General features: G+C 31.8%; 11 protein-coding genes. 10 read left to right on the top strand and 1 reads right to left on the bottom strand.

Features of this window, described 5'->3' with window-relative positions; translation table 11 throughout:
• Positions 1-23 precede the first annotated feature (23 nt).
• The 9 genes from Q0E86_RS10220 to Q0E86_RS10180 all read left to right on the top strand — a co-directional run bounded on the left by Q0E86_RS10220 (position 24) and on the right by Q0E86_RS10180 (position 11,194).
• Complete coding sequence (locus tag Q0E86_RS10220; RefSeq protein WP_295756840.1) at positions 24-1,097, top strand: restriction endonuclease subunit S; 1,074 nt, start codon at positions 24-26, stop codon at positions 1,095-1,097.
• Positions 1,090-4,383, top strand: coding sequence for a DEAD/DEAH box helicase family protein (locus tag Q0E86_RS10215; protein ID WP_295756839.1), 3,294 nt, complete (start codon positions 1,090-1,092; stop codon positions 4,381-4,383). The genes Q0E86_RS10220 and Q0E86_RS10215 overlap by 8 nt, the downstream gene beginning before the upstream one ends.
• A gap of 252 nt (positions 4,384-4,635) precedes the next feature.
• Positions 4,636-4,917, top strand: a complete 282-nt coding sequence (locus Q0E86_RS10210) for a hypothetical protein (RefSeq protein WP_288520771.1) — start codon at positions 4,636-4,638, stop codon at positions 4,915-4,917.
• Positions 4,918-5,033: 116 nt separating this feature from the next.
• On the top strand, positions 5,034-5,624 hold the full coding sequence (locus Q0E86_RS10205; RefSeq protein WP_295756836.1) for a hypothetical protein: 591 nt from the start codon (positions 5,034-5,036) through the stop codon (positions 5,622-5,624).
• 2 nt (positions 5,625-5,626) lie between these two features.
• Positions 5,627-6,664, top strand: coding sequence for a hypothetical protein (locus tag Q0E86_RS10200; RefSeq protein ID WP_295756835.1), 1,038 nt, complete (start codon positions 5,627-5,629; stop codon positions 6,662-6,664).
• 14 nt (positions 6,665-6,678) lie between these two features.
• Positions 6,679-7,947 carry an AAA family ATPase gene (locus tag Q0E86_RS10195; RefSeq protein ID WP_295756833.1) on the top strand — a complete coding sequence of 423 codons (1,269 nt, stop codon included), beginning with the start codon at positions 6,679-6,681 and terminating at the stop codon, positions 7,945-7,947.
• Between the two features lie 148 nt (positions 7,948-8,095).
• Positions 8,096-8,908 carry an ADP-ribosylglycohydrolase family protein gene (locus Q0E86_RS10190; RefSeq protein ID WP_288520763.1) on the top strand — a complete coding sequence of 271 codons (813 nt, stop codon included), beginning with the start codon at positions 8,096-8,098 and terminating at the stop codon, positions 8,906-8,908.
• Positions 8,905-9,057 carry a hypothetical protein gene (locus tag Q0E86_RS10185; RefSeq protein WP_288520761.1) on the top strand — a complete coding sequence of 51 codons (153 nt, stop codon included), beginning with the start codon at positions 8,905-8,907 and terminating at the stop codon, positions 9,055-9,057. Before Q0E86_RS10190 ends, Q0E86_RS10185 begins: the two co-directional genes overlap by 4 nt.
• 112 nt (positions 9,058-9,169) lie before the next feature.
• Positions 9,170-11,194: an ATP-binding protein gene (locus tag Q0E86_RS10180; RefSeq protein ID WP_295756831.1), complete on the top strand. Its 2,025-nt coding sequence runs from the start codon at positions 9,170-9,172 to the stop codon at positions 11,192-11,194.
• Between the two features lie 765 nt (positions 11,195-11,959).
• Here the strand turns inward: Q0E86_RS10180 and Q0E86_RS10175 are convergent.
• Positions 11,960-12,154 carry a hypothetical protein gene (locus tag Q0E86_RS10175; RefSeq protein WP_295756829.1) on the bottom strand — a complete coding sequence of 65 codons (195 nt, stop codon included), beginning with the start codon at positions 12,152-12,154 and terminating at the stop codon, positions 11,960-11,962.
• 189 nt (positions 12,155-12,343) lie between these two features.
• On the opposite strand from Q0E86_RS10175, the gene Q0E86_RS10170 reads away from it, so the two are divergent.
• A complete protein-coding gene (locus Q0E86_RS10170; RefSeq protein ID WP_295756827.1) occupies positions 12,344-12,583 on the top strand; it encodes an ATP-binding protein in 240 nt (79 codons plus the stop codon).
• Positions 12,584-12,805 lie beyond the last annotated feature (222 nt).

Genomic DNA, 12,805 nt, shown 5'->3' with positions numbered 1-12,805 from the left:
TAAATTCGGATTTGTAGAAGCGAATGAAAATTAAATTAATTGATATTTGCTCACCAAAACAATGGAAGACAATTCCTACTGATGAATTATTGGATGATGGTTATCCAGTTTATGGTGCTAATGGACTTATTGGATACTCCAATGTTTACAACCATAAAGATTCTGTAATAGCTATAACATGCAGAGGTGCTTCATGTGGTTCAGTCAATATTACACCACCTTTCTCATATGTAACTGGGAATGCAATGTGTCTAGATGAAGTGAAACATAATATCGATATCAATTATTTATATTATTTTTTAAAAAATTACAATTTTAAAAATATAATAAGTGGATCAGCACAACCACAGATTACTCGACAAGGATTAAATAAGGTATATGTTAGATATTATTCATCTACTAAACAAAAACAGATAGTAAGTAGATTGAAATGTATTAGCACAATTATTGAATTAAAAAAAATTGAATTAAACAAATTTGATGATTTGATTAAAGCCCGATTTATAGAGATGTTTGGTAGACCGTTTATAAATAACTTGAACTGGGAATCTAAACAAATTAAAAATGTAGTGAATGAAGTTAAATATGGGACCAGTAAACCATCTGTAGAGAATGGTGAATATAAATATTTACGTATGAACAATTTAACATATGATGGGCGATTTGATTTAACGGATTTAAAGTTTATCAGTTTAGATAATGATGAATTAGAAAAATGTGTTGTAAGAAAAGGTGATGTATTGTTCAATAGAACCAATAGTTTAGATTTAATTGGAAAAACAGCAGAGTTTGATTTTAATGAAGATATGGTTATTGCTGGATATATAATTAGAATTAGATTAAAAGAGACCATAGTTCCAAAATTTTTTTCAATGTATATGAATACTGATGAAATGAAATTACATCTACGAACAATAGCAAAAGGCGCAGTAAATCAGGCTAATATAAATGCTCAAGAGTTACAGGAAATACCAATTTATTTACCACCAATAGAACTTCAGAATCAATTTGTTAACTTTGTACGACAAGTCGATAAATCAAGGTTTGATATTAAGAAGAGTATAATAGAACTAGAAAGAGAGGTAGTATATGACTAACTTCGATTATTTAAAGAAAGAAAAAGATTTTGATAGCTTTGTAGATATAGCTATTGTTGCAGAGAAGACGTATAAGATTGATGTTAGTACGTGTATTATCAACTGTAGACGTGCATTAGAGGCAGGTATTAAATGGATGTATTCAGTAGATGCAGATTTGGATGTTCCATATCAGGATAATTTGCATACACTAATGAATACGCGAGCTTTTAAATCTATCATGGATGATGATATTTGGAAGCGAATTGAGTTTATTCGTCGATATGGGAATGAAGCAGTTCATACTGCAACCACTAAAACGGCTAGTATCGCCAAAATATGTTTACATAACTTGTTCTATTTTACTGATTTTATTGCGTATTGTTATGGTGATAATTACGAAGAAAGAGAATATGATGACTCTTTATTGGAACAAGAGGAAGTAGCTCCTGTAAAAGCAGTTCCAGATGTTGATTTAGAGGCTTTGATCGCGGAAAATAAATCTTTGAAAGAAGAGTTGAGTACTCGTCGTGTTCAACAACAAGAGACATATGTAGCAAAACCATTAGATTTATCTGAGTTTAAAACACGTAAATTATATATAGATGCCATGTTGATGGATGCTGGATGGGTTGAAGGTAAAGATTGGATTAATGAAGTTGAACTTGAAGGTATGCCTAATAAGTCAGAAGTTGGCTATGCAGATTATGTTTTATATGATGATATGAATATTCCGTTAGCAGTGATTGAGGCTAAGAGAAGTTGTAAAGACCCTACAGTGGGAAGACAACAGGCAAAATTGTATGCAGATTTATTAGAGAAGAAATATAAAAGAAGACCTGTAATCTTTATCACGAATGGTTTTGAAACTCGTATAATCGATAATGATTATCCTGAAAGAAGAGTATCGAGTATTTATTCAAAGCGTGATTTAGAAAAGTATTTTAATTTGAGAAGAACAAAATCTCATTTGAATTATATTGCGATTAATAAGGATATTGCTGGTCGTTATTACCAGGAAGCTGCAGTTCGTGCTGTATGTGAAGCCTTTGATAAAGGGAATAGAAGAAAAGCTTTATTTGTCATGGCTACTGGATCAGGTAAAACTAGAACGGTTATTAGTTTAGTTGATGTGCTATTAAATAATGGTTGGATTAAGAATATTTTATTCTTGGCAGATCGTAACTCATTAGTTACACAGGCTAAGCGTAGTTTTGTGAATTTGTTGCCGGATCTTTCGGCTACAAATTTAGTGGAAGATAAAGAAAATTATAATGCTCATGCTGTATTTTCGACTTACCAAACAATGATTGGTTGTATAGATACGATTAAGGATAAAGGCAAGAAATTATTTACTTGCGGGCATTTTGATTTGATTATTTGTGATGAAGCGCATAGATCTATTTATAACAAGTATAGAGATATATTTTCATATTTTGATGCACCTTTAGTTGGTTTAACTGCAACGCCTAAAGATGAAATTGATAAGAATACATATGAAGTTTTTGAATTAGAAAATGGAATTCCGACATATGGTTATGAATTAGCTCAGGCTGTAAAAGATGAATTTTTAGTTGATTATAAATCTATAGAATGTTCTACAGAATTTATGAAGAATGGAATTCATTGGGATGAATTGGATAATGATGAAAAAGAAGAGTATGAAGAAACATTTGTCGATGAAGAGGGGAATGTTCCAGAAGTTATCAGTGCTTCAGCTATAAACCAATATGTTTTTAATAAAGATACAGTGCGTAAGGTATTAGCAACTTTATTTAAGTATGGTATTCGTATTGATTATGGACAAAAAATTGGTAAAACAATAATTTTTGCGAAAAATCATAAGCATGCAGAATTTATTCTAGAAATTTTTAATAAGGATTATCCTGAATTAAAAGGTTATGCAGAAGTCATTGATAATAAAATTAACTATTCTCAGACTTTAATTGACCAGTTTTCTGATCCAAGAAAATTACCTCAAATTGCAATTTCAGTTGATATGTTAGACACTGGTATTGACGTGCCTGAATGTGTGAATTTGATTTTCTTTAAAAAAGTAATGAGTAAGGCTAAATTTTGGCAAATGATTGGTCGTGGAACAAGACTATGTCCTGGACTTTTAGATGGAAAAGATAAAGATAAGTTCTTGATTTTTGATTTCTGTGGTAATTTTGAATTTTTCAGAATGAAGACTGGTAGTGCAACACCAAACATGCTTGCAGTACAGGGAGCTGTTTTTGCATTAAAGTTTGAGATTGCTTATAAATTACAAGCTTTGAATTATCAAACGGATGAATTAAAAAAATGGCGTAAAGAACTTGTCGATTATATGGTTAGTAAAGTAAAAGAGCTGGATCATAATCGTTTTGATGTTAGACAACATTTAAAATATGTGGATCTCTATTCGAATCCAGATCATTATCAAATGCTTACTTATGAAGATTGTTTGATGGTGCGTCAAGAATTAGCACCACTAATCTTACCGGATGAAGATGAGGTAAGTGCTGTGCGATTTGATGCTTTAATGTATGGTATTGAATTAGCTCATTTGGCTGAAAAACAGAGTAAGCGTAGAATTAAAGATTTATTAAAAAAGGTAACAGGTTTAGCTAAAGTATCGAATATTCCTGCAATTGAAAAGGAAAGCGAAATTATTCATGCTATCTTAAATACGAATTACTTAGAATATAGTGGTATAGACGAATTTGAAAATATTCGTTTAAGATTAAGAGATTTAATTAAATATATTCCAAGACAAGGATTATCTTATGAAACTAATTTTGAAGATGATATTTTAGATGTTCAATTTAATGATTCAGAATTAGAGAATGATGATTTAAAGAATTATAAATCTAAAATTGAGTATTATATTCGCCAACATCAAAAAGATGATCCTGTGATTTTGAAAATCAAAGAAAACAAACCATTAAGTAGTACAGATTTAATTTCTTTAGAAAATATCTTATGGAAAGAATTAGGTTCTAAGAAAGACTATTATTCAGAAGTAGGAGAAAAGCCTATCTGCGAATTTGTTCGAGAAATTGTTGGCTTGGATATGAATGCTGCCAAAGATGCTTTTTCTAAATATTTAGATGAAAGAAATCTTAATTCTGAACAAATCTATTTTGTAAATCAAATTGTAGAATATATTGTAAGAAATGGTTTAATGAAAGATATGAGTGTTTTACAACAATCACCATTTACAGATAAAGGTTCTGTTGCAGATTTGTTTGGAAATGATATTCAAACTTGGATGGAGATTAAGAGCGTTATAGATAATATTAATAATAATGCGAATTATAATTAGTGTTAATTAAATGACTTTATAGGAGGAGTAGCAATAAAAGGACAAGTAATTCCTTTTAGTTTAGAAGACCAAAATGTTCTATTAATTAACGAAAACATAACTTCTGAGCATGATGTTGTTGATTGCTTAAAGAAATTTTTCTTAGATAATTTCTCATTATCATTGAGTATTACAAGGACAGCAGAAAAATATACCAGAAAGTATTTTGAATACATATCGACAATTGATTATAATCTGGATGAAGAGAATGATGTGACTAAAAAAGCGTCACAGTTGGATTATAATAATTTTAATAGTGTGAAAGATTTTATGTGTAAACCACAACACGTTAAGGATAAAGTAATTGGCGGATATGCCAGAAGGTGTCCTCTTTGTGGTGCAAAAGTGCACACTGAATTAACAGGGATGAGACTTTATAAATATAAAGATAGCGAAGATGTTTTTGAGTTCATTTGTTGTCCAACTTGTTATGAAAATCTTCGGTATTCAACAGCTTTAGAAATAGATAAAGAAGATTTTAAAAAAATTATTTAAGTTTTAAAGCAATTGTTTGTGGTGAAGAATGGAAGATTGAGTATGTCAAAATACGTTTAGGACACAAGGCAATATTGAATTATTTGAATAAAAAAAATAACAAGGAGAACTAGGATATGAAACCAAAAGAGTTTGTAGAATCAACATGGCTAAATTATAGTGATGTGACTAGCAATTGTGTTTTGATGGATTTAAATGCTTATATAAAATTTCAGTTCTTGAATCATATTACTAAGGAAGTTGCGGCAGAGAAGTTATATGATCATTTCAGGATGGTTGAACTAACGAATAAGTGTGATTTTAATAAGTTGATCAAAAGTTATTTTAAATGTTTGAATGAGATTTTAGAATCTCAGATTGAAACATCGAAACAGAAGACGCGTGCACAGAAGTATTATGAGAAGGCGGTTTCTATTAGTAAGTCTAAAGAAGTTAACTTTCAGGATTTGGTAGATTATACGCGCATTATGATGTGTTTATATATGGCGGTTACTAAGAATCATTCGAAGTTGATCTCTGATTTTGATTTATCTAAAGAATGTTTGGATATGGATACGATTCTTACTTTTATTCGCAGAGAAACCGTTCCAGCAATTGGAATTAATAAGCGTAAGCCTCGTTTTGATTTCCATAATTCCTATAGTATGGATTCTTGTATTTTATTGATTTTGACACTCGTTCTATACAAATTAAAGGATGGAGAATAGGTATGGATGAAATTGAAGTAATACGAACAATAGAGGAATTGCGTAAATTCTTGAATGATAAGAATTTTATGGAGATCGTAGTTCGTCAAAAGAATAAGCGCTTTAAGAAGTTCTATAAGGTTGCTTTAGATAACATTTTTAAAGAGGCTGAACAGCAGGTTGCCGCAAAAGAAGTTTTAAAGGCAGTTCAAAAGAATTCTAAGTTATTAAATCAAAATTTGAAGATGGTAAAGAATTTATCTAAGATTCAAAATATTGCATTGATTTTAGATGGGGTGAATTTAGTTTCGACTTGGGCTACTTTTGCGATTTTATATGAGAAGTTAGATTCCATGGAAGAAGAGATTGTTGGTGCGATTGAAAAGGTTCAACAGACTTTAAATAAAGGGACTGAACTTCATATTAAAGCTGAATACAATAGGGTAATCAGTGACTATCAGGATATGCTGGATTGTCGTAAGAAACAAAAGCCTTATAGTGAAGAACAAATGCGTAAGTTAGTGGATTCATTATATGTCGTCTTGGATATGATGATTGATTCTTTAAAATCCGATTTAATTGATAATAAGGACAATATGATTCTTACTGTATTTATGATGCTTTCGATGTATACTGCTTCATTGCGTTTCTTTGATGAACAATATTATTTTAACTATAAAGATATTTTGACTGGAGATGAAGTATGGCATACGTCTCATAATAAATGGATGAGTTTGTATGACACTCTAACTCAATCTTGGTTTGTTGAATTGTTGCAAGATCATGGCATTTTTGATTTAGATTTAAATACGGATGAAATGGATACGTATTATAATGAGTTCTTAGAACAAGTTCAAGATCAAAAACAAGAAGTGATTGATAATCAAGAAATTATTTTAACACTTCAAGATACATCCTTATTGAATGTATTTCATGAAAAGACGAATGAAGAAATTCACAATGAATTGGAAAAAGAAATTTCTGAGATGTTTAATGGTATTGAGGGTGAGGATGCATCGAAATTATATGATTCTTTGCATAATCAGATTCAATATGCATAAAGAAGGTTGGTATTATGGATATAAGTGTTAAACAGTCTTTGACTAAGTTATTACTAGCATGTTCTAAAGAGCAGGAATTGATTGATCAAGATGGTGGTCATTTAAATGTTAAACAGGTGATTCTAAATAATATTGCTGGATTTATTGAAATCATATCTTTAGATCATGCAGATCTTCGTATAGATTCTTTTAATAAAGAGTTTTTTGGTTCTAAAGAAAAAATGAATGTTGTTTCTATTCATTCTTGGTTTTCTGATTTTCAAACATTGAATCTAATGCCTATCACAAAGGCTTTGTATGCGCAATTTGTATATGAATTGGGTCGTTATTATTTGTTTAATAAGAATGATAAGAAGGATATTGTAAAGGATCATTTTATTCAATACATTAAATTATTGGATATTAAACAAGAAGAAAAGACAATTGTTGTGGAAGAACCTAAAGAAGAATCTAGTGAGTCTTTAGAAGATCTTCAAAAACAATTGGATTCGATGATTGGATTGGATGAAGTTAAAGAACAAGTTCATTCAATCATTAATGAGTTGAAAATAGATGAGCTTCGTAAAAGTAAAGGTTTGAAAGTTTTTAATACTTCTAAACATCTTGTGTTTAAGGGGAATCCTGGTACGGGAAAGACAACAATTGCTAGATTACTATCTAAAATCTATAGGGAGCTTGGTATATTAGAAAAAGGCCAATTGATTGAAGTGGATCGTGGTGGAATTGTTGCGGGATATGTTGGTCAAACGGCTTTAAAGACAAAGGAAAAGATTGATGAGGCTATGGGTGGTATTCTCTTTATTGATGAAGCCTATACTTTAGCTAAGGGTGAGAATGATTTTGGTCAAGAAGCAATTGATACTTTATTGAAGGCGATGGAAGATCATCGTGATGAGTTTATTGTGATTGTAGCTGGTTATGATGAACCGATGGAAGCATTCTTACAATCGAATCCTGGACTAAAATCGAGATTCAATGAATATATTCATTTTGATGATTATTCTGAAGAAGAATTATTTACGATCTTTGGATTATTATGTGAACAAAATGATTTTAGAATGGATTTAGAAGCACAAGAAACCTTGAAGACATATTTAAATGATTTGTGTATTCATAAGCCGGATAATTTTGCGAATGGACGTGAAATGCGTAACTTGTTTGATAAGAGCAAGAGTGCTCATGCGAATCGTTTGGCTAGTTTAAATGAAATATCTGATGAGGATTTGATTACTTTTAAAAAAGATGATTTATTAAAGGCAATCGAAGAGATGAAATCAGTGTAAAAAGAAAAAAACTAACCCCACAAGCATTGGCATCTCGATCTACATCTTACTGGCACAGCCAGCCCAGCTTTATCCATCACAAGTTAGTTTCTGTATGTATGATACTATGTATTTTTTAAAAAATCTATAATAGGAAAGAGATGATACTATGTTAGGAGCTATTATTGGTGATATTGTAGGTTCAGTTTATGAATTCAATAATATCAAGACAAAAGATTTTGAATTGTTTAAACCGGATTGTCGATTTACGGATGATACGGTCATGACATGTGCTGTGGCAGATGCGATTATGAATGGTGGAAGTGAAAAAGACTTTATCTTATCTATGAAAAAGTATGGTCGTATGTATCCGCATGCAGGATATGGTGGTCGCTTTCGTGTTTGGTTAAGAAGTAAGGATACTGAGCCATACAATAGTTTTGGCAATGGTTCAGCCATGCGAGTATCTCCATGTGCTTGGGTAATGGATTGTGATCATTATGCAAGAACAGGTATGTGGCCAAGTCGAGATTTAGCTAGATTATCAGCTAGTGTAACACACAATCATCCTGAGGGTATTAAGGGTGCTTTAGCTGTATGTGATGCGATCTTTATAGCTAGACTTAATTCTTATGAGTGTAAAAGTAGAATCAAAGAGCATATTAAAGAGGAATATGGATATGATCTATCGATGTCTTTAGATTCAATTCGTAAGGATTATGAGTTTGATGAAACGTGTCAAGGAAGTGTTCCACAGGCCATTATTGCGTTTTTAGAAAGTATAGATTTTGAAGATGCGATACGTAATGCGATTTCGATTGGCGGAGATAGTGATACGATTGCCGCTATTACAGGTAGTATTGCAGAAGCGGCTTATGGTATTCCTGAAGAAATCAAAGAGAAGTCGTATGCGTATTTGGATGAGCCTTTAAAAGATGTATTAAGAAGATGGAAGAAATATATGAGGGGTGAAAAGGTATGAGTGAAGTCGTTGATTTATTAAATGAGATTTTATATGAACTTAGATCCATGAATGAAAAATTGGATGATATTCGTGGAAATAAATATAGTGATGGTTCTTTAGAAGATATATTTGATAAATTAGATGAAATTAATGGTAACATTGGTTGAAATTAATGGTATCATATAGGTAATGATATATCTTTCCAAATCAGTTATTAATTATATAATGTGGCATTGTCTGATTTGAGATGATGCCTTTTTGTTTTGTGGGGTTGGGGTTATGATGGATTTTAAATTAGTTACTAAAAATTTATTGGAAACATATCTGGGATCGGATACATTGAATAAAGTTGCAATCCAGAATTTTTTGGATGCGAATGTGAGTATTATTGGTACTGGTAAACAAGAATTCTTTAAAAATATTGATCATTTTCTATCTTCTTTTAAATTTGATATGGAGAAAAGAAAGAATATTCATTTTGAATTTAAAGATTTAGAAATAGAAGAAAATGTTGTGGATGATCAATGTGTTTTTACCTATGGATCTGTTCAAATTTATGGTATTTTTGATAAAGAAGTTCCAATTATGCATTTGGATTCTCGTTTTACTATTATCTATGGAGTAAGAGATGGAAATTGGAAGGTGCTTCATATTCATCATTCGATTCCAGATAAAGAACAATTGGAAGATGAAGAATTTCCAATTACTTTAGGTAAGCAGGTGCAGCAGGCTCGTCATGAAGTGGAGGCATTAGGTGCAGCTTATTCTTATATTTCTGTTATTCATTTGATTTCCAAAGAAGTGGAATTGATCAAGAAAAATCGTGGATATGATCCTAAATTGGATGTGAATAAAGTGGATATAGATGAGGAACTTGATTTAATAAATCGTTTGATTGCGAAAGATTGTAGAGAATCAGCTTTAGAATTCTTTGATTTTGATACAATCGCAAAACGACTTGAGGGAAGAAATTCATTGTCTTATCCATTTGAAAGACAAGATGGAACGTGGATGCTAGCGATGGTTGTTCCACAAAAAGTGGATGAGTTTGGTCGTGTCGTGAGTATCTTAATTGCAATCCGTGATTTTACCGAAGAAAAGAAGCGTGAATTAGAACAAGAGGAGGCTTTGCGACAGGCAAAGATCAAGGCAGAAAAGGCAAATGAAGCCAAATCCATGTTCTTGTTTAATATGTCACACGATATTCGTACGCCTATGAATGCGATCGTGGGATATTCGCAATTAATGAAGAAGGAATTGAGAGATCCTAAGCTTCTTCATTATCAAGAAATGATTGAACAATCCAGTCAATTATTACTTTCGATTATTAATAACGTATTGGATATGGCTCGTGTTGAAAGTGGTAAGATGGAATTGGATGAAAACTACGATGTGGTTGGTAGTGTTTCTAAACTTGTTTGTGGTGCTTTTGAAGCAGAGGCTTTACGAAAACGTATTGAATTAAATCGGAATGTGAGTGTTCAACACAAGAATATAATGGTAGATACGACTAAGATGCAGGAGATTCTATCCAATTTAATTAGTAATACGATTAAATATACGCCTGAAGAAGGTACGGTAACCATTGATGTTAAGGAACTTCCTTATGATAGAGAAGGTTATACTTTAATTCAAACAAAGATTATGGATACAGGTATTGGAATGAGTGAAGACTTCTTGCCGTCTTTATTTGAATTGTTTACAAGGGAAAGAAATACAACCATGTCTAAGATTCCTGGTACAGGCTTGGGTATGGCCATTGTTAAAAATTTTGTGGATTTAATGGATGGAAGTATTGAAGTAGAGAGTGAACTTGGTAAGGGTAGTACTTTTACAATTACTATTCCACATAAGATTGCCAATAAAGATTATACAAACACAAATATTGAATCCAATATGGAGTGTGATATTGATTTTAAGGGTAAAAAAATACTGTTGGCGGAAGATAATGCATTAAATGCAGAAATTACGACTACGATTCTTCGTGACATGGGTTTTGAAGTAAAAGCTGTAGAAGATGGAATTCTTTGTGTAAATGAAATCCAACATCAACCTAGCAATACATACGATTTGATTTTAATGGATATTCAAATGCCAAATATGGATGGCTTTAAGGCAACCCATTGTATTCGTCATCTTTGTCAACCTGAAAAGGCCAATATACCTATTATAGCAATGTCTGCCAATGCGTTTGAGGAAGATAAGAAAAAAGCATATGATGTAAAGATGAATGATTATATAACGAAACCAATTGACTTTCAAAAAATGGAAGAAGTATTAAAACATGTATTGAGATCCTCTTAGATGAGGATCTGTTTTTATTTCAAAAGTCAAGACTAACCTTATCTAAATCAATGAAAATTAATTGTTTTAGATCAAACAGGAACATTCGTAACAAATTTAGTGGAATTCACAATATTTTCACATTGGACATTTATAATAGGAGTTGGCTACTGGATGTAGTAACGGTGAACCCTCTGAATAAAAAGGACAACATCTTGAGTTCTCAAAGATTCCGATTTTGCAGGAGGACGTGTTTATGTATATTTATCTGTACATTGATGTTGCCATGGTTTTATTGGCACTAGTAGAAATACTAAGAATCACATTGATTATTATAGAAAAATGTAAAAGACACTAGTTCACCCAAACCCAACGGATTAAACTAGTGTCTTTTAACATTAATTAATTCAGAGGAACCACTGTATCCAGTAGTCTTTCTGTATAAATATTAAACAATTGATATATATAAAAGTCAAGGCTAACCTTATCTAATTTAGAGAAAATATGGCGTTTTAGACCAAATAGGATAGATGTACTAACAGTGCTTTAACTTGTTACTGGATGTAGTAACGGTGAACCCTCTGAATAAAAAGGACAACATCTTGAGTTCTCAAAGATTCCGATTTTGTAGGAGGACGTGTTTATGTATATTTATCTGTACATTGATGTTGCCATGTGTTTAATGGCAATAGTAGAAATACTAAGAATCACATTGATTATTAAAGAAAAATGTAAAAGACACTAGTTCACCCTATCCCAACGAATTACTAGTGTCTTTGACATAAATTAATTCAGAGGAACCACTTTATCCAGTAGTCTTTCTGTATAAATATTAAACAATTGATATATATAAAAGTCAAGGCTAACCTTATCTAAATCAATGAAAAAAGGTGCTGTATACCAAATAGGAACAATCGTAACTGAGTATTCCACGCACTCAGAGCCACTCCGTCCAGCACTGAGAGCCACCTGTTCCATCATGTAGAGCCACCCAATCCATTAATCAGAGCCATTTATACACCTAATTGCAAGACTAGATAAATATACTTACTTACCTGTTAATATCTCACAACTGGAGGATAATATTTTATATCTACAATGCAGTGCGGACTTATACAACAGATTCAATGGACTTCGTCACCGTATCGACTGGATTTTTTTCCGTATTAGATGGGCTTGCCCATACGTAATATTCAGCCAGACTTGTTTCAGGAAATTGAAGAAGCAAAGATTCAAGGACATTACAAAAAATATATGAAGAAACTTTCCAAAGTTGATCTATTAATTTTAGATGAATTCTTATTAACAACCATCAGTGAATGTGAACGAAACGATTTATTTGAAGTGATACAATCAAGAACCGATAAAAAATCAACCATTTACTGTAGTCAATGGGCTCCTGAAGGCTAGTTAGGCAAATTAGGTAATGGTCCACTCGCTGACACCATTCTAGATTGTATTCGAAACTCATCTTATACAATTTTTTTAAAAGGCAGATCTCTTCGAGAGGACTATTCGAAAATCAAATAATATAAAAGAGAGTCATTTCATGATTTGAAGTGGCTCTCTTCGTGGATTTAGTGGCTCTGAGCAATGGATTGCATGGCTCTGTCCAAATGGATTCGGTGGCTC

This window comes from uncultured Holdemanella sp. (genome assembly GCF_934754935.1).
Classification (GTDB): domain Bacteria; phylum Bacillota_I; class Bacilli_A; order Erysipelotrichales; family Erysipelotrichaceae; genus Holdemanella.
This window is presented reverse-complemented; position numbering and strand designations above follow the sequence as displayed.

Coding starts and splice junctions, on each gene's coding strand:
- Q0E86_RS10205 (WP_295756836.1), top strand. CDS start 5,034: ATGAAACCAAAAGAGTTTGTAGAATCAACATGGCTAAATTATAGTGAT.
- Q0E86_RS10175 (WP_295756829.1), bottom strand. CDS start 12,154: ATGATGGAACAGGTGGCTCTCAGTGCTGGACGGAGTGGCTCTGAGTGC.
- Q0E86_RS10185 (WP_288520761.1), top strand. CDS start 8,905: ATGAGTGAAGTCGTTGATTTATTAAATGAGATTTTATATGAACTTAGA.
- Q0E86_RS10180 (WP_295756831.1), top strand. CDS start 9,170: ATGATGGATTTTAAATTAGTTACTAAAAATTTATTGGAAACATATCTG.
- Q0E86_RS10195 (WP_295756833.1), top strand. CDS start 6,679: ATGGATATAAGTGTTAAACAGTCTTTGACTAAGTTATTACTAGCATGT.
- Q0E86_RS10200 (WP_295756835.1), top strand. CDS start 5,627: ATGGATGAAATTGAAGTAATACGAACAATAGAGGAATTGCGTAAATTC.
- Q0E86_RS10170 (WP_295756827.1), top strand. CDS start 12,344: ATGGGCTTGCCCATACGTAATATTCAGCCAGACTTGTTTCAGGAAATT.
- Q0E86_RS10220 (WP_295756840.1), top strand. CDS start 24: ATGAAAATTAAATTAATTGATATTTGCTCACCAAAACAATGGAAGACA.
- Q0E86_RS10190 (WP_288520763.1), top strand. CDS start 8,096: ATGTTAGGAGCTATTATTGGTGATATTGTAGGTTCAGTTTATGAATTC.
- Q0E86_RS10215 (WP_295756839.1), top strand. CDS start 1,090: ATGACTAACTTCGATTATTTAAAGAAAGAAAAAGATTTTGATAGCTTT.